Source organism: Actinomadura darangshiensis (assembly GCF_004349235.1).
GTDB lineage: Bacteria > Actinomycetota > Actinomycetes > Streptosporangiales > Streptosporangiaceae > Spirillospora > Spirillospora darangshiensis.
Genome location: NZ_SMKY01000139.1, coordinates 1 through 22,391, shown reverse-complemented (window position 1 = coordinate 22,391; position 22,391 = coordinate 1). Strand labels below are relative to the sequence as shown.

24 protein-coding genes are annotated in these 22,391 nt (G+C 76.0%); 7 read left to right on the top strand and 17 right to left on the bottom strand.

Annotated features, from left to right (window positions below; translation table 11 throughout):
- Positions 1–566: TetR/AcrR family transcriptional regulator (locus E1293_RS26500; RefSeq protein ID WP_132200192.1), on the bottom strand; the 566-nt coding region annotated here is incomplete at its 3' end.
- A 107-nt stretch (positions 567–673) separates the two neighbouring features.
- On the opposite strand from E1293_RS26500, the gene E1293_RS26495 reads away from it, so the two are divergent.
- Positions 674–1,465: an alpha/beta fold hydrolase gene (locus E1293_RS26495; protein WP_132200191.1), complete on the top strand. Its 792-nt coding sequence runs from the start codon at positions 674–676 to the stop codon at positions 1,463–1,465.
- A 45-nt stretch (positions 1,466–1,510) separates the two neighbouring features.
- Here E1293_RS26495 and E1293_RS26490 read toward each other — a convergent pair whose 3' ends face one another.
- Both E1293_RS26490 and E1293_RS26485 read right to left on the bottom strand, forming a co-directional pair.
- Entirely contained in the window at positions 1,511–2,134 is a 624-nt protein-coding gene (locus tag E1293_RS26490) for an IMPACT family protein (RefSeq protein WP_132200190.1), read from the bottom strand.
- A 26-nt stretch (positions 2,135–2,160) separates the two neighbouring features.
- Positions 2,161–2,940: an HAD-IIA family hydrolase gene (locus tag E1293_RS26485; RefSeq protein ID WP_132200189.1), complete on the bottom strand. Its 780-nt coding sequence runs from the start codon at positions 2,938–2,940 to the stop codon at positions 2,161–2,163.
- Positions 2,941–3,128: 188 nt separating this feature from the next.
- Between E1293_RS26485 and E1293_RS26480 the strand changes: the two genes are divergently transcribed.
- Entirely contained in the window at positions 3,129–4,847 is a 1,719-nt protein-coding gene (locus tag E1293_RS26480; RefSeq protein ID WP_243716570.1) for a class I adenylate-forming enzyme family protein, read from the top strand.
- A 30-nt stretch (positions 4,848–4,877) separates the two neighbouring features.
- Entirely contained in the window at positions 4,878–5,300 is a 423-nt protein-coding gene (locus E1293_RS26475; protein WP_243716568.1) for a RidA family protein, read from the top strand.
- A gap of 87 nt (positions 5,301–5,387) precedes the next feature.
- Here E1293_RS26475 and E1293_RS26470 read toward each other — a convergent pair whose 3' ends face one another.
- The 3 genes from E1293_RS26470 to E1293_RS26460 form a co-directional block, all read right to left on the bottom strand.
- Positions 5,388–5,963: a TerD family protein gene (locus tag E1293_RS26470; RefSeq protein ID WP_132200188.1), complete on the bottom strand. Its 576-nt coding sequence runs from the start codon at positions 5,961–5,963 to the stop codon at positions 5,388–5,390.
- Positions 5,964–6,087: 124 nt separating this feature from the next.
- Entirely contained in the window at positions 6,088–7,866 is a 1,779-nt protein-coding gene (locus E1293_RS26465) for an acyl-CoA dehydrogenase family protein (RefSeq protein ID WP_132200187.1), read from the bottom strand.
- Positions 7,863–8,894, bottom strand: coding sequence for an ACP S-malonyltransferase (locus E1293_RS26460; protein WP_132200186.1), 1,032 nt, complete (start codon positions 8,892–8,894; stop codon positions 7,863–7,865). The genes E1293_RS26465 and E1293_RS26460 overlap by 4 nt, the downstream gene beginning before the upstream one ends.
- A 246-nt stretch (positions 8,895–9,140) precedes the next feature.
- Between E1293_RS26460 and E1293_RS26455 the strand changes: the two genes are divergently transcribed.
- Together E1293_RS26455 and E1293_RS48735 are read left to right on the top strand one after the other, a co-directional pair.
- Positions 9,141–10,121: a 3-oxoacyl-ACP synthase III family protein gene (locus E1293_RS26455; protein WP_279473282.1), complete on the top strand. Its 981-nt coding sequence runs from the start codon at positions 9,141–9,143 to the stop codon at positions 10,119–10,121.
- An 85-nt stretch (positions 10,122–10,206) separates the two neighbouring features.
- Positions 10,207–11,166, top strand: a complete 960-nt coding sequence (locus tag E1293_RS48735) for an SgcJ/EcaC family oxidoreductase (protein ID WP_207939108.1) — start codon at positions 10,207–10,209, stop codon at positions 11,164–11,166.
- Positions 11,167–11,251: 85 nt separating this feature from the next.
- Here the strand turns inward: E1293_RS48735 and E1293_RS26440 are convergent, their stop codons facing one another.
- Both E1293_RS26440 and E1293_RS26435 read right to left on the bottom strand, forming a co-directional pair.
- On the bottom strand, positions 11,252–11,749 hold the full coding sequence (locus tag E1293_RS26440) for a DoxX family protein (RefSeq protein ID WP_132200184.1): 498 nt from the start codon (positions 11,747–11,749) through the stop codon (positions 11,252–11,254).
- A gap of 127 nt (positions 11,750–11,876) precedes the next feature.
- Positions 11,877–12,734, bottom strand: a complete 858-nt coding sequence (locus tag E1293_RS26435; protein ID WP_207939107.1) for a LysR family transcriptional regulator — start codon at positions 12,732–12,734, stop codon at positions 11,877–11,879.
- Positions 12,735–12,805: 71 nt separating this feature from the next.
- On the opposite strand from E1293_RS26435, the gene E1293_RS26430 reads away from it, so the two are divergent.
- Positions 12,806–13,573 carry an SDR family oxidoreductase gene (locus E1293_RS26430; RefSeq protein WP_132200183.1) on the top strand — a complete coding sequence of 256 codons (768 nt, stop codon included), beginning with the start codon at positions 12,806–12,808 and terminating at the stop codon, positions 13,571–13,573.
- A 52-nt stretch (positions 13,574–13,625) separates the two neighbouring features.
- On the opposite strand, the gene E1293_RS26425 is transcribed toward E1293_RS26430, so the two are convergent.
- The 9 genes from E1293_RS26425 to E1293_RS26385 form a co-directional block, all read right to left on the bottom strand.
- Complete coding sequence (locus E1293_RS26425; protein ID WP_132200182.1) at positions 13,626–14,228, bottom strand: DUF6058 family natural product biosynthesis protein; 603 nt, start codon at positions 14,226–14,228, stop codon at positions 13,626–13,628.
- 101 nt (positions 14,229–14,329) lie between these two features.
- A complete protein-coding gene (locus E1293_RS26420; RefSeq protein WP_132200181.1) occupies positions 14,330–15,694 on the bottom strand; it encodes a hypothetical protein in 1,365 nt (454 codons plus the stop codon).
- Positions 15,691–16,149 (bottom strand): hypothetical protein, encoded by a 459-nt coding sequence (locus tag E1293_RS26415; protein ID WP_132200180.1) that lies wholly within the window; start codon positions 16,147–16,149, stop codon positions 15,691–15,693. The genes E1293_RS26420 and E1293_RS26415 overlap by 4 nt, the downstream gene beginning before the upstream one ends.
- The gene (locus tag E1293_RS26410; protein ID WP_243716565.1) at positions 16,146–17,255 is read right to left on the bottom strand and encodes a molybdopterin-dependent oxidoreductase; all 1,110 of its coding nucleotides are present in this window, start codon (positions 17,253–17,255) and stop codon (positions 16,146–16,148) included. The genes E1293_RS26415 and E1293_RS26410 overlap by 4 nt, the downstream gene beginning before the upstream one ends.
- A 41-nt stretch (positions 17,256–17,296) precedes the next feature.
- Positions 17,297–17,914 (bottom strand): class I SAM-dependent methyltransferase, encoded by a 618-nt coding sequence (locus tag E1293_RS26405; protein ID WP_132200179.1) that lies wholly within the window; start codon positions 17,912–17,914, stop codon positions 17,297–17,299.
- Positions 17,911–18,561 carry a TIGR04282 family arsenosugar biosynthesis glycosyltransferase gene (locus E1293_RS26400; RefSeq protein ID WP_132200178.1) on the bottom strand — a complete coding sequence of 217 codons (651 nt, stop codon included), beginning with the start codon at positions 18,559–18,561 and terminating at the stop codon, positions 17,911–17,913. The genes E1293_RS26405 and E1293_RS26400 overlap by 4 nt, the downstream gene beginning before the upstream one ends.
- On the bottom strand, positions 18,558–19,226 hold the full coding sequence (locus E1293_RS26395; RefSeq protein WP_207939106.1) for a glycosyltransferase family 2 protein: 669 nt from the start codon (positions 19,224–19,226) through the stop codon (positions 18,558–18,560). Before E1293_RS26395 ends, E1293_RS26400 begins: the two co-directional genes overlap by 4 nt.
- 37 nt (positions 19,227–19,263) lie before the next feature.
- Entirely contained in the window at positions 19,264–20,289 is a 1,026-nt protein-coding gene (locus E1293_RS26390; RefSeq protein WP_132200177.1) for an NAD-dependent epimerase/dehydratase family protein, read from the bottom strand.
- Between the two features lie 83 nt (positions 20,290–20,372).
- Positions 20,373–21,443, bottom strand: coding sequence for an aminotransferase class V-fold PLP-dependent enzyme (locus tag E1293_RS26385; protein ID WP_132200176.1), 1,071 nt, complete (start codon positions 21,441–21,443; stop codon positions 20,373–20,375).
- An 84-nt stretch (positions 21,444–21,527) separates the two neighbouring features.
- On the opposite strand from E1293_RS26385, the gene E1293_RS26380 reads away from it, so the two are divergent.
- A partial coding sequence (locus E1293_RS26380) for a LysR substrate-binding domain-containing protein (protein WP_132200175.1) occupies positions 21,528–22,391 on the top strand: 864 nt, incomplete at its 3' end.

The following is a 22,391-nucleotide window of genomic DNA, read 5'->3' as shown; positions in this document are numbered from 1 at the left end:
GGGTCGGGCGGGGCCAGGGCGCCCGACAGGAACAGGGAGGTGACGGCGGTGCCGGCCTCCTCCACGCCCAGGCGGTGCCGGGCGACGCGGGAGACCACGCCCTCCAGCAGGCTGAAGTACAGCTCGGCGAGGGTGTGGACGGGGATGTCGCGGCGGAAGTGGCCGCCGCTCGCGCCGCGCTCGAACACCGCGCGCAGCGGGCCGGCGAGCTGCCGCTCGACGCGGCGGGCCTCCGCCGGGGTCTTCTCGAACAGGCCGAGCGCCCGGTACCTGCCGGTCGCCGCGATCGTGGCGCGGGTCATCCGGGCGACGGCCTCCTCGATCGGGACCGTGTCCAGGCGCGCGTCCTCCAGCCGGCCGGTGAGGTCGGCCAGGGCCGCCTCGTAGAGCGCGTACAGCAGGGCCTCGCGGTTGGGGAAGTACCGGTACAGCGTGGCCCGCGCGACGCCCGCGGCCCTGGCGATGTCGGTCATGCTCGCCGACTCGCCGTGCTCGGCCAGTGCCGCGGCCGCGACCTCGAGGATCCCCGCCCGCACATGGTCGCGGATGACATCGCTCCCGCTCATCGCCGGGCACGTTACAGGATCGTCCCAGCGTAGGACGGCATGTCCCGCAGATGGAACGTATGCCTCGGATCCGCCCGCCGCGCGGCCCGGTGGGAGAGGATCACCTCATGGAACTCGCGCGCTCCAGGGACGGCACCGGTATCGCCTTCGACCGGGCCGGTGCCGGTCCCGCCCTCGTCCACGTCGGCGGCGCCCTCAACGACCGCGGGTCGGGCGCCGCGCTCGCGGCGCTGCTCGCCCCGCACCACACCGTCCTCACCTACGACCGGCGCGGACGCGGCGACAGCGGCGACACCCCGCCCTACGCGGTCGAACGCGAGATCGAGGACCTGGCCGCCGTCATCGAGGCCGCCGGCGGGTCCGCCGCCGTGTACGGGATGTCGTCGGGCGCCGCGCTGGCCGTGCGCGCCGCCGCGCACGGGCTGCCCGTCACCCGGCTCGCGCTGTTCGAGCCGCCCTACAATCCGGGCCTCGGCGACCGGCTCACCCGCGCCCGCGCCCACCACACCGAGCTCACCGGGCTGCTGGCCGAAGGGCGCCGCGGCGACGCCCTCGCCCTGTTCATGACCGGCGTCGGGATGCCGCAGGAGATGATCGGGCAGATGCGGGGCGCGCCGATGTGGGCCGCGCTGGAGGCTCTGGCGCCCACCCTCGCCTACGACTCGGCCGTCATGGACGACGCCGGCACCGGCGCCGCGCTGCCCGCGGACCTGCTCGGCCGGGTCGCCGTCCCCGCGCTGGTCGTGGACGGCGGCGGCAGCCCCGCCTGGATGCGCGACACCGCCGTCCGCGCCGCGGAGCTGCTGCCCGCCGGGACCCACCGCACCCTGGACGGCCAGACCCACGACGTCGACCCCGCCGTCCTCGCGCCCGTCCTGGCCGAGTTCCTCGCCGGGTGACCCGCCGGGCGGCACGCGGGTGATCCGGTGGGCGGCACGGGCGGGTCAGGTCACCGGCACCTCGATGTGGCCGGGCGCGCCGCGCCGCAGCGTCGCGCGCCCGGCGGTGGCCTCGGCCGCCCACGCCTCGAACGCCGCCAGGTCCGGGACCGGCACCGCGACGTCGGCCTCCACGCCCGTCCCGTAGCGGACGTCGCCGGGCTGGTGGCCGCGGGCGTGCAGGTCGCCGAGGAACCGTCCCGCCAGGGCGTGGTCGACGGCGACGGTGACGGTCACGACCGGGCGCAGCTCCACCATCCCGACGGCGTCGACGGTGGCGGCGACCGCCTGGGTGTAGGCGCGGACGAGGCCGCCCGCGCCGAGCTTGACGCCGCCGAAGTAGCGGGTGACGACGGCGGCGGTGCCGGTGAGGCCGCGCCGCGTCAGCACCTCCAGCATCGGTGTCCCGGCCGTGCCGGCCGGTTCGCCGTCGTCGCTGTGCCTGGTGGTCTCGCCGCGCTCGCCGACGACGTAGGCGGTGCAGTTGTGGGTGGCGTCGCGGTGCGCCCGCCGGTGCGTGGCGATGAACGCGGCCGCCTCGGCCTCGTCGGCGGCGCGTGCGAGCGTGCAGACGAACCGGGACCTGCGGACCTCCAGCTCCCGCGAGCCGCCCTGTCTGATCGTGCGCATGGTCGCCCCCGGTCGTGCGGGGCCGGTCAGACCAGGTCGATGAGGTCGGCGATGGACGGGACGACGCGGTGCGGGCGGAAGGGGAAGCGGGCGATCTCGTCCTTGCGGGTCACGCCGGTCAGCACCAGGACCGTCTCCAGGCCGGCCTCGACGCCTGCGACGATGTCGGTGTCCATGCGGTCGCCGACCATGGCGGTGCTCTCGCTGTGCCCGCCGACGACGTTCAGCGCGGTCCGCATCATCAGCGGGTTGGGCTTGCCGACGAAGTAGGGCTCCACGCCCGTCGCGCGGGTGATCATCGCGGCGACCGCGCCGCAGGCGGGCAGGGAGCCCTCCGGGGACGGGCCGACCGGGTCGGGGTTGGTCGCCACGAACCGGGCGCCGCCCTCGATCAGCCGGATCGCGCGGGTGATCTGGGAGAAGCTGTAGGTGCGTGTCTCGCCGAGCACGACGTAGTCGGGGTCGATGTCGGTGAGGACGAAGTCGGCCTCGTGCAGCGCCGTGGTCAGGCCCGCCTCGCCGATCACGTACGCCGACCCTTCGGGGCGCTGGTCGGCCAGGAACATGGCGGTGGCCAGCGCCGAGGTCCAGATCGACTCGGCCGGGACGGCCAGGCCGGCCGCCGCCAGGCGGGCCGACAGGTCCCGGCGGGTGTAGATCGAGTTGTTGGTCAGGACGAGGAACGGCTTGCCGGACGCCGCCAGGCGGCGGACGAACTCCTCGGCGCCGGGGACGGGGCGGCCCTCGTGCACCAGGACCCCGTCCATGTCCGACAGCCAGTACTCGATCGGCTTGCGCTCGGTCATGTCCCCATTGTCGCAGGCAGGGATCTTCGCGCCGACCACCCGGCGCACCGTCGGCCAGGACCCGCCCCGGCGGCGCGGGCGTTGACCTGCGAGTGACGCGGATCATAGATTTTCGGGCACGGCGCACCGAATCGTGTTCGGCGGACGGGTCGCGCGGCGGTGCGCCGCGACCCCGCGGGAGGCGCGACGTGCAGGACCAGGACGTGCAGGGCGGCAGGCTTGCGGGCATCGCCGAGGTCAGGGCGGCGATGACGGCGCCCGGGCAGCTGTTCGAGATGGCCGAGACGCAGATCCGCGGCGTGCGGACCCGCGTCTGGAAGAACGCCCCGCCGACCCTGCGCGACGTCCTGGAGGCGTCCCGCGGCCACGGCGGCGCGGACTTCCTCGTCTACGGCGGCGACCGGCTCACCTTCGCCGGGCACTACGCGCGGGCGGCGGCGTTCGCGCGGCGGCTCATCGACCGGTACGGGGTGGCCAAGGGCGACCGGGTCGCGATCGCGATGCGCAACTACCCCGAGTGGTCGGTGGCGTTCTTCGGCGCCGCCGCCGCCGGCGCGGTCGTGGTGCCGCTGAACGCCTGGTGGAGCGCCGCGGAGCTGGAGTACGGGCTGCGCGACAGCGGCGCCAAGGTCCTCGTCGCCGACGCCGAGCGCGCCGGGCGGCTCGCCGGGGTGCTGCCAGGGCTCGGGATCCCGTGCGTGGTGGCGCGGCCGGACGGGCCGCTCCCCGAGGGCGCCGCGGCGTTCGACGACGTCCTCGGCGATCCGGGCGACCCGGCGGCCGCGTCCCTGCCGGAGGTGGCGCTCGACCCCGACGACGAGGCCACGATCTTCTACACCTCCGGTACCACCGGCCGGTCCAAGGGCGCGCTCGGCACGCACCGCAACATCACCACCAACCCGGTCAGCCTCGCCTACGGGATCATGTCGGCCGGGGTCCGGGCGGGCCGCACCGTGGCGGAGCTGGCGGCGCCGCAGCCGCGGGTGACGCTGCTGAGCGTCCCGTTCTTCCACGCCACCGGCTGCCACTCGGTGCTGGTGTCCAGCGCGCTGCAGGGCGGCACGGTGGTGCTGATGTACAAGTGGGACGTCGCGCAGGCGCTGGAGCTGATCGAGCGGGAGAAGGTCACCGGGTTCGGCGGCGTCCCCACCATGGCGTGGCAGGTGCTCACCTCCCCCGACTTCGGCGACTACGACACCTCCAGCCTGACCGGCGTCAGCTACGGCGGCGCCCCGGCCGCGCCCGCCCTCGTCGACAAGATCAAGGAGCGGCTGCCCGAGCGGGTGCCCGGCAACGGCTACGGCCTCACCGAGACGTCGTCGGTCACCACCTACAACGGCGGCGTGAACTACCTGGAGCGGCCCGAGAGCGTCGGCCCGCCCGTCGCGGTCTGCGACGTGAAGGTCGTCGACCCGGCCGGGGCGGAGCTGCCGCCCGGCGAGGTCGGCGAGCTGCTCATCAAGGGCCCCAACGTCATCAAGGGGTACTGGAACAAGCCGGAGGCGACGGCGCAGGCGTTCGTGGACGGCTGGTTCCACAGCGGCGACCTGGCCCGCCTGGACGCCGACGGGTTCGTGTACATCGTCGACCGCGCCAAGGACATGCTGATCCGCGGCGGCGAGAACATCTACTGCGCCGAGGTCGAGGCCGCGCTCTACGAGCATCCCGCGGTCGCCGACTGCGCCGTGATCGGCGTCCCCCACCAGGTGCTGGGCGAGGAGGTCGGCGCGGTGATCGTGCTGCGGCCCGGCGCCGCCGCCACCGAGCAGGACGTCCAGGGCTTCCTGCGGGAGCGGATCGCCGCGTTCAAGGTGCCCGTGCACTTCTGGTTCCGCGAGCAGGAGCTGCCCCGCAACCCCGGCGGGAAGATCCTCAAGAGGCGGCTGCGGGAGGAGCTGCTCGGCTGACGCGGCCTCCGCCGCGGGTACCGTGATCTTGTGACGAGCAGTGATCCGCGCCCCGGCATCCGGCAGATCGACGTGCCCGGCCTGGCGCCCGGCCCCGGCTACAGCCATGCCGTGTCCGTCGACGTCCCCGGCCGCCTGGTGGTGCTCAGCGGGCAGATCGCCCTGGACGGCGAGGGGAACCTGGTCGGCGCCGGCGACCTGGAGGCGCAGACCCGGCAGGTGTTCGCGAACCTGGAGGCCGCGCTCGCCGCCGCCGGGGCCGGCTGGGAGCACGTCGTGCGGCTCGGGTACTTCCTGCGGGACGCCTCGGGCGTCGGCGTGGTGCGGGCGGTGCGGGCCGATTTCGTGCCCGCGGGGTTCTCCCCCGCCGCGTCGCTGGTGGAGGTGTCGCGGCTGGTCCGCGACGACCTCCTCGTCGAGATCGAGGCCCTCGCCGTCGTCCCCGCCGCCTAGCGGACGCGCGGCGGGGCGCCCCCGGAACCGGAGGCGCCCCGCCGTTTGCGCGTGCCGTCACATGCGCGTGCCGTCACTCGCGGTCGCTCAGACGTTCACCCCGAAGTCGGACGCGATGCCCGACAGGCCCGAGGCGTACCCCTGGCCCACGGCGCGGAACTTCCACTCCTCGCCGTTGCGGTACAGCTCGCCGAACACCATGGCGGTCTCGGTCGAGGCGTCCTCCGACAGGTCGTAGCGCGCGATCTCGCTGTTGTCGGCCTGGTTCACCACCCGGATGAAGGCGTTGCGGACCTGCCCGAAGCTCTGCTGCCGGCTGTCGGCGTCGTAGATCGACACCGGGAACACGATCTTGGTGATCTCGGCCGGGACCGTGCTGAGGCTCACCTTGATGGCCTCGTCGTCGCCTTCGCCCTCACCGGTGAGGTTGTCGCCGGTGTGCTCGACCGAGCCGTCGGGGCTCTTGAGGTTGTTGAAGAACACGAAGTGCTGGTCCGACAGGACCTTGTTCTCCGCCGAGCACAGCAGGGCGCTGGCGTCCAGGTCGAAGTCGGTTCCGGTCGTGGTCCGCACGTCCCAGCCCAGGCCAACCACGACGGCGGTCAGTCCGGGGGCCTCCTTGGTCAGCGAGACGTTGCCGCCCTTGCTCAGACTGACTCCCACTGTGTCTACCTCCGTATCGGCCAGCGGATGATCCCACCCGCGTGCGGTCTGTCTTACGAGAACGGTAGCCACCTCGCGCGGGTTCCCCCGCATCCTTGGCGAAAATGCGGCGTGGCGTGCCGTTTCAGAACAGGAACGCGGTGGGGGCGGTCACCGGGGCGGGCACGCCGAGGCCGGCCGCCAGGTCCGCCGCGGCCGGCGCCAGCCCGTCGCAGGTGCGGCGCCGCGCCGCCCACAGCTCGTCCAGCATGCCGGGCGGGGCCACCCCCTCGTTGAGCAGGTCGGCGGCGCGGTGCTCCAGCCGGTTCAGGGCGTGCAGCCGCAGGACGGGCCCGAGCGCGGGGGGCCCGGTGTCCGCGGCGGCGGCGAGGATCTCAAGGACGATCCGGTCGGCGCAGGCCGTCGCGGTCCGCGCGGCCAGCACGAGGTTGCCGTTCCAGGCGGTGAACGCGTCCTCGCCGGCGCCCAGTGCCGCGGCCACGGCGGCGGCGAGCCGGTCGCGCATCCGGCGCTCGGTGTCGCGGGCCAGGAACAGCCACACCCGCGGGGAGTGCAGGTCGCCGCCGTCGGGCGGCCCGGCCCCCGGTTCGGGCGGTTCGTAGCGGTCCAGGTCGGCCATGGCGCGGGCGGTGTCGTAGAGGATCAGCTCGTTGTCGCCGCCGGCGTTCTGGTAGGCGTGGGTGAGGCCCCGGTAGGCGTTGAGGCGCTCGGCGGCGGCGAACCCGGGCGCGCCGCTGTGCACGCGGCAGGCCGACACCGTCTCCTGCGCCTGGACGGTCGCGGCGGCCTTCAGCAGTGCCAGGTCGCGGTCGACCGCCGACCAGGGCGCCCACGCGGTCGCGGGCCCGGGCCCGGCCGCCGCGGCGGCGGGGCGGGGGGCGGTGGCGTGCGCGGCGACGGCGGTGAGGGCGTAGCCGGAGGCGAGCGCGCCGAGGACGGCCTCCTGCTGGTTGCGGTAGTCGGTCAGCGGGCGCCGCGGCGCGAGCCGGCCGAGGGTGGTGCGGCCCGCCGAGTGGGCCAGCAGCATCGCGGCGGAGGCGCGGGTGACGGCGGCCGAGGCGGACACGACGGCCCGCCACACCGGCGGCGCGATGCCCATCGAGCGGGTCAGCCGCTCCCCCGGCGTCCCGGCCGGGTCGCGGAACGTCCCGTCCTCGATGGCGGCGCCGTCGCGCAGCCACGCCCGGTAGGGGACGTGCACGCCGTCCAGCAGGACGGCGGCGTAGTCGATCTGCAGGCCGGTCGTCTCCGGTGCGGGCACGATCCGCACGCCGGGCGGGACGGCGCCGCCGGGGCCGCGCAGCGGCACCGCGAACACGAACACGCCGCGTTCCTCGCCGCCGTGGACGAGGGTGGCGTACACGGCGGCGGTCTTGGGCAGCTCCGGGTGGGCGGTGTTGGTGGGGAACTTGGCGGCCTGCGCGTCGGGGGTGCTCAGCACGAACCCGCCTGTCGCGGGGTCGTGGCGGGCGGTGGTGCGGGGCGACAGGTGGCTGTTGCTGCGCCCCACCTCGGTCATCAGCAGGGTGCCGAACGAGTCCATCGACTCCAGTGCGTCGCGGACCGGGTCCGCCGCGTCCGGCCCGGCGCCGAACCGCAGCACCGGGCCGAGCGCGAGGGTGTAGTGCAGCAGCATGAGGTGGAACAGCGGCGGGTCGGCGATCGCGGCGCGGTCCAGCAGCGCGCACAGCGCCGGCGGGTCGTCCAGCAGCTCGCGGGCGGGCGGGGCGGCGAGCCCGGCGCGGCGCAGGCGCGCGTAGGTGAGGGCGTGCCGCCGCGGGGCGGTGAGCCCGCCGGGGACGGTGAAGAACTCGTCCGGGACGGCCTCCTCCAGCCTGTCCCGGGCCTTGGCGTCCAGGGCCGTGCCCCGCACGAAGCCGAGCAGTTCGTCCGCGGCGCTCATGATCGGTCCCTCTCGTCGCGGGCGGGGGCGACGCCGGAGGCGGCCTTGCCGGTCAGGCCGTGCCGGGGCCGGTCGCGCAGCGGCGCCATGGTCCGCGCGCCCGGGACGGCCAGCCGCGCGCACTGGCACAGCGCGTTGCCGGCGCCGGCCTCGGTGAACACGGTCGCGCCCGCCGCGTGGACGGCGCGCAGCGTGTCCGGCAGCCGGACGGGCTTGACGATGCAGTCGGCCATGGCGCGGTGCAGGTCGTCGCCGTCGCGGTAGGCGCGGCCGCGGACCGGCGAGTGCACCGGCACCTCCAGCGGGCGCTGCGGGAAGCCGCGGATCATGGCGTACCACTCGTCGTCGGCGCCGGCCATCGCCGGATGGTGGGACAGGTAGGGGACGGCGAGCCGCACGGAGTTCACCCCGCGGCCGCGCGCGGTGTCCAGGACGGCGTCCAGCGGCCCGTCGGGGCCGGACACGACGGTGACCTGCGGGGCGTTGAGGCAGGCGACGACGACCTGGGGGGCGCCGGCGGCGTCGATGCACGCGCGGGTGCCGTCCTCGTCCGCCTCCAGCAGGCCCATGCCGCCGCCCGTGCCGCGCCGGGCCAGGACCTCGACGGCGGCGGTGGCCATGCGGGCGCCGTCGGCGATCGAGAACGCGCCCGCGCACACCAGCGCGGCGATCTCCCCGAAGCTCTGCCCGACCGCGTGGCCGGGGTGGACGCCGCCGGCGCGCAGCGCGCGGTCGACGGCGACGGAGGCGGTGTAGGAGGCGAGCTGGGCGACGCCGGGTGTGCGGGCCGCGGCCCGGTAGCCGGCCGGGTCCGCCAGCAGGATCGCGCGCATCGACGGCCATCCGGTGCGCGGCAGGCCCTCCTGGACGGCGTCCAGGACGTCGGCGACGGCGCGGGCGGCGGCCGGGCCTGCGGCGGCGAGCCCGGGCAGGTCGGGCACCCCCGCCGAGCCGGTGCCGGGGAACAGGAAGGCGCAGACGTCGTCGGGTTTGAGCTCCTCGGCAGGACGCAATCGTGGGGACGACACGCGGGGTCTCCTTACCTGGAAGGAAGGCTCTCTTTTCTATTCGGATAAAAGCCGTGAGCGATTTGATATAGAACAAAAAGCCTGAAATGGGATTATTCACTCATGGGAGGGGACTGACAACCGCCGGTGCAGTGAGAAGAGGGAAGCGCGCGCATGACAGGACCAGGTGTGGCAGGACCGGACGCACACGAGCGGGCACGTCCTTCGCAAGGCCGGGCCCCGGGAGGCGGCGGGACGGGGTGGGCCATCCGCGGAACCGGCGCCCACCTGCCCCGCGAGTGCGTGCGCAGCGACGACCTGTCCCGCGCGCTGGGGCTGGACCCGTCCTGGATCGAGCAGCGCACCGGAATCCTGCGCCGCTACGTGGCCGCGCCCGGCGAGGCCGCCTCCGACCTGGCCGCGGCCGCCGCGGACCGGGCGCTGCGGGCCGCCGGGCTGGACGCCGCCGACATCGGGCTCCTCGTCGTCGGCACCTCCACGCCCGACGTGATCGCCCCCTCCACCGCCTGCCGCGTGCAGGCCGTGCTCGGCGCCGGCCGGGCCGCCGCGTTCGACATCTCCGCGGCCTGCTCCGGGTTCGTCTTCGGGCTGCAGACCGCGATCGGCTGGCTGGCCACCCAGCGCGGCTCCGCCCCATACGCGCTGGTCGTCGGCGTCGAGGTGTACTCGCGGTTCCTCAACCGGGCCGACCGCGCCACCGCCGCGCTGTTCGGGGACGGCGCCGCCGCGGTGGTGGTCGGCCCCGCGCCGGCGGAGTACGGGATCGGGCCGGTCACCCTCGGCTCGGACGGCTCCGGCGTGGACGACGTGCTGATCCCGGCCGGCGGCAGCCGGCTGCCGGCCAGCGCCGACACGCTCGCCGGGCTCGGCCACACCATCCACATGGACGGCCGCGCCGTCCGCGACTTCATCGCCGCGGTCTTCCCGCGGCTGGTGGGCGAGGCCACCGAGGCCGCCGGGGTCAAGCCCGCCGACCTGGCCCTGGTCGTCCCGCACCAGCCCAACCCGAAGCTGGTCGCCGCGCTGGCGGGCAGCGCCGGGCTGGAACCGGGCCAGCTGGCCATCGTCGGGCACGACGTCGGCAACATCGGCGCCGCCAGCATCCCCTACGCCCTCGACCGGGCCGTCCGGACGCACCGGATCGAGGCCGGCGACCTGGTCCTGCTCGCCGGCTTCGGCGCGGGCCTGACCTGGGGGCATGCCCTCGTCACCTGGCCGCCGCCCTGACCCTTTCACTCTACATGCCTTGTGAGTTATATGCGGTTGGGGTTATGTTCGGAGGGCGACCGCGACCGACGAGAGGCAGGGCGAGATGAACGGCGGCGAGCAGCACCCCGACGGCACGGCCACCCACCGGGGCGGGCGCACCCTGCTGCGCTTCGAACGGCGCCTGCGCCACCCGCCCGAACGGGTCTGGAAGGCCCTCACCGACCCCGCCGAGCTGTCGGCGTGGCTCGCCGAGGCCGTCCTGGAACCCGCCGCGGGCGGCAAGTTCGAGCTCCGCTGGCTCAACGCCGGCGACGCCGCCGAGGAGACCACCGCGCGCGGCACCGTCACCGCGTTCGACCCGCCGCGGCTGCTGGAACTGGACTCCGACGTCCACGGCCGGCTGCGCTGGGAGCTGTCCCCCGCCCCCGAAGGGACGCACCTGGTGTTCACCAGCGACGTCCGGCTCCCCGGCGAGTACCTCGTCCAGACCCTCGCCGGATGGCACCTGCACCTGGACTACCTCGCCGAGGCACTCGACGGCGCCCGCGTCGACTGGCCGAACTGGACCACCGGCCGCTGGCAGGTCCACCACGACCGCTACGCCGGGCGGCTCGGCGCCCTGGACGCCGTCCGCGCCCTGTACCGGCGGATCCTGGACGGCTGGAACGCCCGCGACGGCGCCGCGTTCGCCGCGCCGTTCCGCGACGACGGCGAGACGATCGGGTTCGACGGCACCCTGCACTCCGGCCGCGAGCGGATCGCCGCGCAGCTCGACGAGATCTTCGCCGGCCACCCGACCGCCCGTTACGTCGCCCGGGTCCGCGACGTCCGGCTGATCGGGCCCGGCGCCGCCGTCCTGCGCGCCGTCGCCGGGATGGTCCCGCCCGGCTCCGCCGACCTCGACCCGGCCGCCAACTCCGTGCAGACCCTCACCGCGTCGCAGCTCATGGGCGAATGGAGGGTCGCGCTGTTCCAGAACACCCCGGCCGCCTACCACGGCCGCCCCGAGGAGGCCGACGCCCTCACCGCCGAACTCCGCGCCCTGCTGCCCGGCGACGGCTGAACCACGCGGACGGCGGACGGCCCGGGGCCGGGTTGGCCACCGGGTCGCCCGCCGTTCGGGTCGCCCGCAGTACGGAGCGGCTTCGTCAGCGCTTCCGGACGCCCTTCAGGGAGCGCAGCACCGCGCGGGTCTCGGCGCGGCGGTCCCGGGCGACCGCGGCGAACACGAACGCGAGCGCGACGGGCATCAGCGCCCACGCGGGCTCCAGCACCAGCAGCTGGGTGAGGGCGGCGCCCGCCATCAGGCCGATCAGCCCGGTGGCGGCGAGCCCGGCCAGCCGCGGGATCACCAGCCCGATCGCGCCGGCCGCCTCGACGGTCCCGGTCACGTACCGGAACCACTGGCCCCAGCCGATCTCGGTGAAGGTCTTCACGGCGTCGGCCTGCCCGGCGAACTTCGGCAGCGCCGAGCCGGCGAACAGGAACACCGCGATGAAGATCTGCGCGCCCCACAGCACCTTGCGCAGCGTGCGGCGGCCGCCCGCCTCGGTGTTCCAGGAAGCGGTGTTCTGGGCGGCGGTGTTCTGGGCGTTGGTGTTCTGGGCGTTGGTGTTCTGGGCGTTGGCGAGGGTCCGGGTGCTCATGTCGGTGGTCCTTCCGTGCGGTGTCTCACGTGGGGTGTCTCATCGGCCTTGCGCTGACGCGTCGCACGGCCGGCCGCAGGATCGACATTCCGCCGGATTTTTCTTCGAGATTTCTTTCGCCGGTGTATCAGCGCAGGTGGGAGGCGGTGAAGTCGGCGGCGACGGTGGTGGTGGACCGCACGAACGCCGCCAGCGCCCGGGACCGGGACGTCTCCGGCCACGCCAGCACCAGCGTGGTCGGGTCGGCGTCGCGGACCGGCACCGCCGTCAGGTCCTCGCGCAGCAGTCCCCGCATGGACGCGGGCAGGATCGCCACCGCCCGGCCGAGCGCGATGAGCTGCATCAGCTGCCCGCCGTCGCTGATCTGCAGGCCGTCGGGCCCGGCGCGCCCGTAGGGGGCGCGGGGCAGGGCCTCGCCGTCCAGGTCCGCCATCGACACCTCGGCGCGGCCCGCCAGCCGGTGGCCGCGCGGCAGGACGGCGACCTGCGGCTCGCGCAGCAGTTCCTCGGTGGCCAGGCCGGTGACGTCCTGCCGCGGCGTGTAAAGCAGGGCGGCGTCGGCGCGGCCCTCCCGCAGCGCGCGGTCGGCCCCGTATCCGAGGAGCATCTCAACCGGCAGCGCGCCGGGCTCGCGTTCGTAGGCGGCCAGCATCGCCGGGAGCAGCCCGCCGCCGTCACCGCCGGGCTTCATCGCCAGGACGAGCCGGGGCCCGGCGTCCCCGGCCCGGCGGGTGCGGCGGACCGCCGCCGCGACCGCTTCCAGCGCGGCGCCGCCCTCGGCCAGCAGCGTCTCCCCGGCGGGGGTGAGCGTCACCCGGCGGCTGGTGCGCTCCAGCAGCGTCACGCCGAGGCGCCGCTCCAGCCGGCTGATCGCCCGCGACAGCGGCGGCTGGGCGATGCCGAGGCTCTCGGCCGCCCGGCCGAAGTGCAGTTCCCGCGCGACCGCCAGGAAGTAGCCCAGCTCACGCGTTTCCACCACATCCATACCCCCAGGGTATCGATCGCGGCCGGATCGGTGTTGGAACCCGCGGCATCGCCGGTGGTGGAGTGAAAGGCATGGACACCACGACAACGGACACCACCACGACGGCCCTGGTGACCGGGGCCAACAAGGGCATCGGATACGCCGTCGCCGAAGGGCTCGCCGAGCAGGGCATGACCGTCCTGATCGGCGCCCGCGACCCGGGCCTGGGCGAGAAGGCGGCCGCCGCGCTGCGCGACGCCGGCCACGACGCGCGCGCCGTCGTCATCGACGTCACCGACCCCGCCACGGTCGAGGCCGCGGCCCGCGCGATCGGGGCGTCCCCGGGGCGCCTGGACGTGCTGGTCAACAACGCCGGCATCTCCGGCGGCGCGCTGCACTTCCCCGACGAGGCCGACATGGACGTCGTGCAGCGCGTGTTCGACACCAACCTCTTCGGCGTGATGAGGGTGACCAACGCGATGCTGCCGCTGCTGCGCGAGTCGCCGGCCGGGCGGATCGTGAACATGTCCAGCGGCACCTCGTCCATGGCCGCGATGACCGACCCCGCCCACTACTTCTGGAACACCGAGGCGTCGGCCGCCTACCCGGCCTCCAAGGCGGCGCTGAACATGCTGACGATCCAGTACGCCAAGCGGCTGCGGGACACCCCGATCCTGGTCAATGCCGCCGCGCCCGGCGCATGCGCGACCGACTTCACCCTGGACTTCACCCGCGCCACCGGCCGGAAGACCGACCGCACCGCCGGTCAGGGCGCCGCCATCGCCGTCCGGCTCGCCACCCTGGACCCCGGCGGCCCGACCGGCGGGTTCTTCCACGACGACGGCCCCGTCCCCTGGTGACGGCCCCGGACCCGGGACGGCGCCGGACCCGCAGGGCCGGATCCAGGACGGGCTAGGCGGCGCGGGGGTAGCGGGCCCGCATGGCGTCGATGCAGGTGTCGCGGGAGACGGGCCCGCCGAAGCGCAGCCGGTCGTAGGCGGTGAACGGCGGTTCCAGGGCGTCCAGTTCGTCGATCAGGGCGTGCAGCCGGTGCGTCCAGGCCCGCGTCCCGGCGTCGGGTTCGGCCGGTGCCGCCTCGATCGCGGCGACCAGCGCGTCCTTGTACCGGATCGTATGGGGTGAGACGGTGCGCAGGCACACGTACTGGCCGCTGAGGTAGGCGGCCCACTCCGCCTGCCCGGCGCCCGTGTCGTCCCAGTGCGAGACGAACCATTCGCGGAGCCTGTCGACGCCCCCTGCCCGGCCGGCGAGGTCGAACAGGTCGGAGGGCACCATCTCCGTGCCGTCGGAGCGCAGGTAGGCGGGCAGGGGCAGCCTGCCGTCCAGCATCAGCCGCCGCACGCCGCCGGCGTCGCGCCCGGCGGCGCGGCACACCTCCTCCAGGCCGGTGAACCATGCGGCCGCGTAGGCGTCGTCGGCGGCCGTCATCGGATGGTCGCCGTTGACCTCCCGGAACCGTGCGGCCAGCCGTTCCCTCAACTCCGCGTCGCTCATGGCGGCGACGCTAACCCGGAATCGTTTCGACGCCCGCCGAAACATGACCGGCCCCCTCGCCACGGGCACGCTCACCAGGGCCGCGCTCGCCAGGGCCGCGCTCACCAGGGGGACAGCACGAGGGCCTGGACGGCGACCGCGGTCGCCGCCTGTGCCGCCAGCCACGCCCTCGGACGGTGGTGGTGCGGCGCGGCGGCGACCGTGATCCAGGCGGCGAAGGGCACCCAGATCCGCTCGACCTCGCCCTTGGTGACGCCGGAGGCGTCCAGGACGAGCACGGCCAGCAGGCCCGCGCCCGCGAGCGCCGCGGCCGCCGCCGCCGGCGGGACGGTCCGCGACCGGGCGGCGCGCCACAGCGCCGCCAGCGTGCGGGGCAGCGCGTGCGCGACCGCCGGGCCGGTCAGCAGCCCGAGGACCGCCAGGTTCGCGAACACGAAGTAGCCGTAGGAGCGCTGCGCCGACCCGCGGCTGATCAGGTAGGTGTCCAGGGTGGCGCGGACGCCGTCCGGCCACCAGAACCCCAGCAGCGTCAGCGCCGCCGGAACCACCGCCAGCCCGGCCCCCGCGGCCGCCAGGACGCGCGCCCGGGGACGGGTGAGCAGCAGCACCGCCAGGGGCACCGCGAACAGCGGCAGCAGCCCGTAGCTGAGGTACGGCAGGCAGCCGAGCAGGAGCCCGCCCCCGGACGCGAACGCCAGTGCGCCCCTGCGGCGGGCGGCCAGGGCGAGCAGCGCGGTGCCCCACGCGCCCACGGCCAGGAAGACCGCGTCCATCGACGTCGCCACCCACAGCGCGAGCGGCGCCAGCACCAGGAACGGCGCCGCGGCCCGCGCGGTCCGCTCCCCCGCGGCGCACCGCACGGTGATCGTGATCGCGGCGGCCGACGACGTCCCGGCCGCGATGATGAACGCCGCCGCCCACCCGGTGCCGCCGAGCCCGGCCTTCTCCAGCGCCCACAGCAGCAGCATCGGCAGCGGCGGATGCCCCCGCACGTGCGTGGTGTAGCCGCCGAGCCGCTCGGTGAACGTCCGCAGCCACTCCAGGACGCCCGGACGCAGCTGCGCCAGGCCGGCCGGGTACTCGGTCGGCGCGTTCAGCGGCGCGGCGAGCGCGTCCCATCCGCCGGAGACCGCGAGCGTCACCGCCCACCCGGCGGCAAGGGCCCACACGGCCGGCGGGAGCGCCCGCCACGCCAGCCGGGCCGCGAGCACGGGAAGCGCCGCGACGGCCGCCGCCGCGTACGCCGCCGCCGGCAGCAGCTCCCAGGTCAGGGGCCGCCCCCGCGCCCGCGCGTGCAGCGGGGGCAGCCGGTCCTCGGTCGCCAGCCCGGCGCGCCGCAGGTACCAGCCCACCGCGAACGCCGCCGCGATCCCGGCCGCCCACACGCCCACGGCGACCCACCCGGGCCACCGCCGCGTCCGGGGCGGCGCCACCGCCAGGCGCCCGCGGATGTCGGTCAGGGTCATCGGCCCGGCTCCTTCCCCGGTGATCGGACGGTGGCGCGCGTCGCTCCGCCGTCCCGGCCCCTCCTGCGGGCGATGACGGCGCGGGCCGTCGCGGCGCAGGCGGTCAGGGCGGCGATGGCGCCGAGCACGATCGCCAGGTTGCGGTCGTAGGGCAGCGGCAGGCGGGACGGCTCGTCGGGGCGGCGCCCGGTGCTCAGCACGAGCGGGAGCGCGACCGCGGTGACGCACGCGGCGACGACGAGCGCGCCCCGTACGAGGCGGCGGTGCCGGGCGGGCAGGAACCCGGTGGCCAGTCCCGCCGCCAGCACCGCCGGGACCAGCACGCCGTCGTGCAGGATCGCCGCCCCCGCGAACCACTTCGCCCACTCCACCGCGGGGACGCCGGTGACGATTCCGCGCAGCCCGTAGGCGATGAGCGCCAGGCCCGCCGCGTACGCCAGGATCCGGGTCTTCACGCGACCACCAGCCGGTGCACCCATTTGGTCTGCATGACGCCGGGCCGGTTCGGTGCGATGAGGCGGCAGGGGTAGCCGTGGTCGAGGGCGAGGGGTGCGCCGTTCATGCCGAGGGCCAGGAGCGTCAGGGGGTCGCGCCAGTGCGGGGGGTCGACCTCGGAGGAGCGGTAGAGGCCGTAGCGTTCCAGCGACTCCACCCGTACCGTCGCGTCGCCGGCGACGCCGGCGAGGCGCAGGACGTCCCGCAGCCGCACGCCCCGCCAGGCCGCCTCGACGCTCCAGCCCTCGACGCAGGAGATGGGCAGCCGCGCGGTGTGCTGCGGCAGCGCGTGCAGGTCGGCCAGGGACAGGGTGACCTCGCGGGAGACGCGGCCGGTGACGGTGAGCCGCCAGGCGGGGTCGCGGGCCGTCGCGGTGACGCCGGTCGCGGCGGCCGACTTGTTGACCGGGACGTCCTGCGGGCCGGTGCCGGGGCGGCGCGGCGCCAGGACCGCGAGCCGCGCCAGCGGGGTGACGGCCTCCCCCGCCGTGGTGAGGGCGACGGCACCGCTCGCGGCGGCGACGGTGAGCAGGAAGCCGCGGCGCCCCACCGCGTCCTGCGGGCGGGTCATCACGGTGCGGCGGGCCTTGGCCCACTGGTCGGAGACGTGGATGAGGAGCGCGCCGACGAGGATGTAGGCCGTCCAGTAGTGCGCGGTGGTGAAGAAGAACCGGAACGCGTACCAGTAGGCGATGTTCAGCACGCCGGTGACGAACTGGAACAGGGCCGCGGCGACCAGGACGAACACCAGCAGCCGCTGCGCGGCGTGCAGGACCGAGCGGACCGCCGGCCACTGCCACAGCCGCGGGTAGACCGTCCACAGCTTGGCCAGCAGCAGCGGCACCGTCGCCACGCCGCCGATGACGTGCACGCCCTGGGTGACCCGGTACAGGTTCACCGGCCGCGACGGCCACTGCATCCAGCCGGCGGGCTGCTGCATGAAGTGGCTGACGAGCCCGGTCGCGAACGAGACCAGGATGCTGACGCCGAGCGCGATGCCGAGCCAGGACGCGACCCGCTCGTCGTGCAGGCGGCTGGTGAACCGCCCCTGCATCGTCGTGACCACCTCAGGCGCCTTCAGGAGCGGTGCTCTCAGGAGTGGTGCTCTCAGGAGTGCAGGGCGACGAACCATCGGCCGGCCTCCTCCCAGACCTCGGTGACGGTCGCGGCGCACCCGGCGGCGAGCCCGGCGGCGGCGTCGGCGGACACGTGCGCCCAGGTGAACCATTCGCCGACCGTGCGCGGCGAGCGCAGTCGCAGCGGTTCGACGCGGGATCCGGTGCCGGGCGGCTCGACCTCCATCAGCACCTGCCCGCCGGGCGCCAGCAGCGCCAGCACGCGGCGCAGCAGCGCGGCGGGGTCGCCGCCGATGCCGATGTTGCCGTCGGCGAGCAGGACGGTGCGCCAGCGCCCGGTGCCGGGCACGCGGCCGAACACGTCCCGGCACAGGGCCGGGCCGCCCGCGGCGACGGTCAGCGCGACCGCGTAGGGGGCCACGTCGATGCCGAGGACGGGCAGGCCGCGGCGGGCGAGCGCGACCGTCAGCCGGCCGGGCCCGGAGCCGACGTCGAGGGTGGCGCCGGCGCAGCGGTCCAGCAGGCCGCCGTCGCCGGCGCGGGCGGCCAGCCAGTCCTGGACGGGCAGCGGGCGGCGGCTGCCGTCGGCGTGCTCGATCTCGACGGGGGCGCGGCCCTGCAGCGCCTCCTCGTACAGTTCGCCGATCATGCCGGGACGTTCCGCGGGCCGAGGGCGCGCAGGGCGGCGGCGAACCGCCCGCCCTGCGCGATGGCGGCGACGGCGGCGGCGTCGGCGGGGGTGTCGACGTCGGTCAGCTCCGGCAGCGTCGCGACGTCCAGCCCGGCGGCGCGCAGCCGCGCGAGCGCGACCGCCCCGGTGTCGGGCGCCGACATCGGGACGCCGCGCAGCAGCCGCGGGTCGGGGCGCCGCAGTCCGAGCAGCCAGAACCCGCCGTCGCGGGCGGGGCCGAACACCGCGCCGCGGCGGTCCAGCTCGCCGGCGGCGCGGTGCAGGAGCGCGGGCGTGACCTGCGGGGTGTCCATGCCGATCAGCAGCAGGGGGCGGCCCCGCCAGGCGTCGTCGAAGGCGGCGGCGAGGCGTTCGTCCAGGCCGCCGCCGCGCTGGGCGATGACGGTGAAGCCGCCGGGCAGCCACGGCCCGGGCGTGCCGGCCAGCGCCAGGATCCGGCGGCCGGCGGGTGCCGCGGCGACGGCGTCGAGGGTGTCGCGCAGGGACGCCTCGGCGAGCGCGGCGGCCTCGGCGGGCGTGTAGGCGGAGGTGAGCCGGGTCTTGACGCGGCCGGGCACGGGCTCCTTGGCGATGACGATCACATCGGTGTCCGGGGCGGCGGTCATGGCGCGACCTCCGCCAGGACGCGGCGCATGTCGCGGACGGCGCGGACGGTCCCGCCCAGTGTCCCGGTGACCTTGGAGGTGCCGGTGCGGGGCAGGTAGGCGACGTCGGTCTCGGCGATCCGCCAGCCGGCGGCGGCGGCGCGCAGCACCATCTCCAGGGGGTAGCCGAACCGGCGGTCGGCCAGGCCGAGGGCGAGGAGGCCCTCGCGGCGGGCGGCGCGCATCGGGCCGAGGTCGTGCAGCCGGGTGCCGGCGCGCCGGTTCAGGGACCGGGCCAGGACGGCGTTGCCGAGGCGGGCGTGCGGCGGCCACGCGCCGGGCCCGGACGGGCGGCGCCGCCCCAGCACCAGCCCCGGCGTCCCGCCCGATTCCAGGTCGCCGAGCGCGGCGGCCAGCCCGGGCAGCTCGCCCGGGTCGAGGGAGGCGTCGGCGTCCATCACGCACACGACCTCGGTCTCGGCGGCCAGGATCCCGGCGTGGCAGGCGGCGCCGAAGCCGCGGTCGGGCGCCGGCACGACGCGGGCGCCGTGGCCCGCGGCCACGCGCGCGGATCCGTCGGTGGAGGCGTTGTCGACCACCAGGGGCCGGAACCCTTCGGGCATCCGGGTCAGCACCCAGGGCAGCGCCTCGGCCTCGTTGAGGCAGGGGAGAACGACATCGATCACGGTTCGAACGCTACTTTCGGTGACGGGCTGGCAACCCTTACGAACTGGTGACGGGCCGCCGGGCGAACTCCTCCATGCCGTCGGCGAACGGCACCGACGGGGAGAAGCCCAGCTCGCGGCGGGCGCGGTCGGGGCGGGCGACGATGTGGCGGACGTCCCCGAGCCGGTAGCCGCCGGTGACGCGGGGCCGCGGGCCGCCGAACGCGCCGGCGAGCGCCCCGGCCATGTCGCCGATGGTGCGGGGCTCGCCGCTGGCGATGTTGTAGGCGCGCAGCCCGCCGGGCTCGGGCGGCCCGGCCGCGACCCGCTCCAGCGCCAGCACGTTGGCGCGGGCGACGTCGCGGACGTGGACGAAGTCGCGGCGCTGCCCGCCGTCCTCGAACACCAGCGGCGCCTCCCCGTTCATCAGCCGGGACCGGAAGATCGCGGCGACGCCCGCATAGGGGGTGTCGCGGGGCATCCGCGGCCCGTACACGTTGTGGTAGCGCAGCGCCGCGACGGAGCCGCCGGTCGCGCGCGCCCACGAGGCGGCCAGGTGCTCCTGGGCGAGTTTGGTGTCGGCGTAGACGTTGCGGGGGCCGGGCGGGGTGTCCTCGCCGACGGCGCCGGGCGACAGCGGCCGCCCGCAGGCGGGGCAGTCCGGCTCGAACCGGCCGGCGCGCAGCGCGTCCTCCGGGCGCGGCCTGGGGCGGACGGGGCCGTGGGCGTCGCAGGCGTAGGCGCCCTCCCCGTACACGACCATGGAGGACGCCAGCACCAGGACGCCGACGCCGGCGCGGGCCATCCCGGCCAGCAGCACGGCGGTGCCCTGCACGTTGGCGGAGGTGTAGTCGGGCAGGTCGGCGACCTCGACGCCGAGGCCGACCTTGGCGGCCTGGTGGCAGACGGCGTCGACGCCGTCCAGGCGCCGCGCGACCTCGGCGGCGTCGCGGACGTCGGCGGGCGGGCCGCCGAGGCCGTCGGGTCTCAGATCGAGGCCGCGGACGCGGTGCCCGGCGGCGGCCAGCGCCTCGGCGATGTGCGAGCCGATGAACCCGGCCGACCCGGTGAGCAGTACGTTCATGCCGACGAACGTAGGGCGCCAGTCCCGGCCCGGAGGCCGCGAAATGGCCCGTCAAGGCACCTTGTTCGAACCTTGTAAGAACTTCACCCGGCGCGGGCGGCGTCCGGGCCCGTGAGCGGGGCGAGCAGTTCGGCGGCCTTGTCGGCGTCGGCCTCGGTGGTGCTGAGGTGGAACGCGCAGCGCAGCCGGCCGGCGCGGACGGTGGCGATCACCCCGGCCCGGCGCAGCAGGCCGGCGGCGCCTTCGGCGACGGGGACCGAGACGATCGCCGAGTCGCCGGGCGGCAGGCCGAGCCGGGCGCTGAACCGGCGCGCGAGCGCGACGTCGTGGTCGTGGATCGCCTGGACGCCGACCCGTTCCAGCAGTTCCAGGGCGGGGGCGTGCCCGACCCAGCACTGCCAGGCCGGGGACAGGTCGAGGCGGCGCGCGTCCTCGGCCAGGCGGAGCGGCAGCCCGTAGATGGAGTCCCAGATGTCGGCGCCGGCGTACCAGCCGGCGCCGATCGCGGGCAGCGCGTCCAGCGCCTCGCGGGTGCCGGTGAGGAAGCAGGTGCCGCGCGGGCCGAGGAGCCACTTGTAGCCGCCGGCGACGAGCCAGTCGACGCGGTCGGCGGGCAGGGGCAGCCAGCCGGCGGCCTGGGTGGCGTCCAGCAGGATCCGGGCGCCGTGCGCGCGGGCGGCTTCGACGAGGTCGCCGAGGGGGGCGATGCGGCCGTCGGCGGACTGGACCGCCGACACCGCGGCCACGCCGGTGCCGGGGCGGACCTCGGCGGCGATCCGCTCCAGCGGGACGGACCGGACGGCCAGGTCCGGGCGCGCCGCGAACGGGAACAGCAGCGAGGTGAAGTCGCCGTCGGCGACCAGGACCTCGGTGCCGGCGGGCAGCGACGCGGCGACCAGCCCGGCGAAGTAGGACACCTGCGGCCCGCACGCGACCCGGCCGGCGGGGACGCCGAGCAGCCGCGCGAACGCCTCGCGGGAGCGGGTGACCGCCTCGTCCAGTTCGGCGGTGGCCAGCAGCCCGGCGGCCCGGTCCCGCTCGGCCGCCAGCATCGCCTCGTGCGCGGCGCGGGGCGGCAGCCCGTAGGTGGCGGTGTCGAGGTAGGCGACGCCGGCGCCGAACTCGCGCTGCGCGTCCTGGATGGAAAGCCTCATGCACCGATGGTCGGGCACCAGGGTCCCATAGCACAAAGTACGGTTTTCTTGGTGTCCCATCAGCGCGGTTGATACCTTGCGGGGATGCTGGACCTGCACCGGGGCCGGATCCTGCGCGAGGTGGCCAGGCTCGGCTCGATGACCGCCGCCGCCAGGTCCCTCGCCTACACCCAGCCCGCGGTGTCGCACCACATCGCGCGGCTGGAGGCGGAGGTCGGCACGCCGCTGGTGGTGCGGCACGGCCGCGGCGTCCGGCTGACCGAGGCGGGCCGGGTCCTGGTGGAGCACGTCGAGGACGTCCTGGCGCGGATGGGCGACGCCGAGGAGCGGATCGCCGCGATCGCGGGGCTGCGCGCCGGGCGGGTGCGGGTGGCGGCGTTCCCGACGGCGGCCGGCGGGCTGCTGCCGGACGCGCTGGCGCGGCTGCGCGAGCGCGCGCCGGGCGTGTCGGTCACGCTGGTGGACGCCGAGCCGCCGGAGGCGCTGGAGCTGCTGCGCGCCGGGGACACCGACGTCGCGGTGGTGTTCCGGCACGCGTCCATGCCGCCCGACCCGGACTCCCGGTTCCGCGAGGTGGTGCTGCGGGAGGACCCGCTGCGGCTGCTGGTCCCGGCGGCGCATCCGGTCGCGGCGGCGGAGCGGCCCCGGCTGGCGGACCTGGCCGGGGAGACGTGGGCGTCGGGCTGCGCCCGGTGCCGCGACAACCTGCGGTGGGCGTGCGAGCGGGCCGGGTTCACCCCCGCCATCGCGTTCGCGACCGAGGACCATGTCGCGATCCAGCGGCTGGTCGCGCGGGGCCTGGCGGTCACGACGCTGCCGGCGCTGGCGCTCGGCCTGCACACCGAGCCGGGCGTCGCGTCCCCCGCCGTGGCGGGCGTCGGCAGCCGCCGGATCAGCGCGGTCGCGGCGGCGGGTCCGCGCCCGCCCGCGGTGGCGGCGCTGCTGGAC

Excerpts from the sequence above, each read along its gene's own strand:
- E1293_RS26495 (WP_132200191.1), top strand. The coding sequence starts at position 674 with ATGGAACTCGCGCGCTCCAGGGACGGCACCGGTATCGCCTTCGACCGG.
- E1293_RS26490 (WP_132200190.1), bottom strand. The coding sequence starts at position 2,134 with ATGCGCACGATCAGACAGGGCGGCTCGCGGGAGCTGGAGGTCCGCAGG.
- E1293_RS26485 (WP_132200189.1), bottom strand. The coding sequence starts at position 2,940 with ATGACCGAGCGCAAGCCGATCGAGTACTGGCTGTCGGACATGGACGGG.
- E1293_RS26465 (WP_132200187.1), bottom strand. The coding sequence starts at position 7,866 with ATGAGCGCCGCGGACGAACTGCTCGGCTTCGTGCGGGGCACGGCCCTG.
- E1293_RS48735 (WP_207939108.1), top strand. The coding sequence starts at position 10,207 with ATGAACGGCGGCGAGCAGCACCCCGACGGCACGGCCACCCACCGGGGC.
- E1293_RS26440 (WP_132200184.1), bottom strand. The coding sequence starts at position 11,749 with ATGAGCACCCGGACCCTCGCCAACGCCCAGAACACCAACGCCCAGAAC.
- E1293_RS26435 (WP_207939107.1), bottom strand. The coding sequence starts at position 12,734 with ATGGATGTGGTGGAAACGCGTGAGCTGGGCTACTTCCTGGCGGTCGCG.
- E1293_RS26430 (WP_132200183.1), top strand. The coding sequence starts at position 12,806 with ATGGACACCACGACAACGGACACCACCACGACGGCCCTGGTGACCGGG.
- E1293_RS26425 (WP_132200182.1), bottom strand. The coding sequence starts at position 14,228 with ATGAGCGACGCGGAGTTGAGGGAACGGCTGGCCGCACGGTTCCGGGAG.
- E1293_RS26420 (WP_132200181.1), bottom strand. The coding sequence starts at position 15,694 with ATGACCCTGACCGACATCCGCGGGCGCCTGGCGGTGGCGCCGCCCCGG.
- E1293_RS26405 (WP_132200179.1), bottom strand. The coding sequence starts at position 17,914 with ATGATCGGCGAACTGTACGAGGAGGCGCTGCAGGGCCGCGCCCCCGTC.
- E1293_RS26400 (WP_132200178.1), bottom strand. The coding sequence starts at position 18,561 with ATGACCGCCGCCCCGGACACCGATGTGATCGTCATCGCCAAGGAGCCC.
- E1293_RS26390 (WP_132200177.1), bottom strand. The coding sequence starts at position 20,289 with ATGAACGTACTGCTCACCGGGTCGGCCGGGTTCATCGGCTCGCACATC.
- E1293_RS26385 (WP_132200176.1), bottom strand. The coding sequence starts at position 21,443 with ATGAGGCTTTCCATCCAGGACGCGCAGCGCGAGTTCGGCGCCGGCGTC.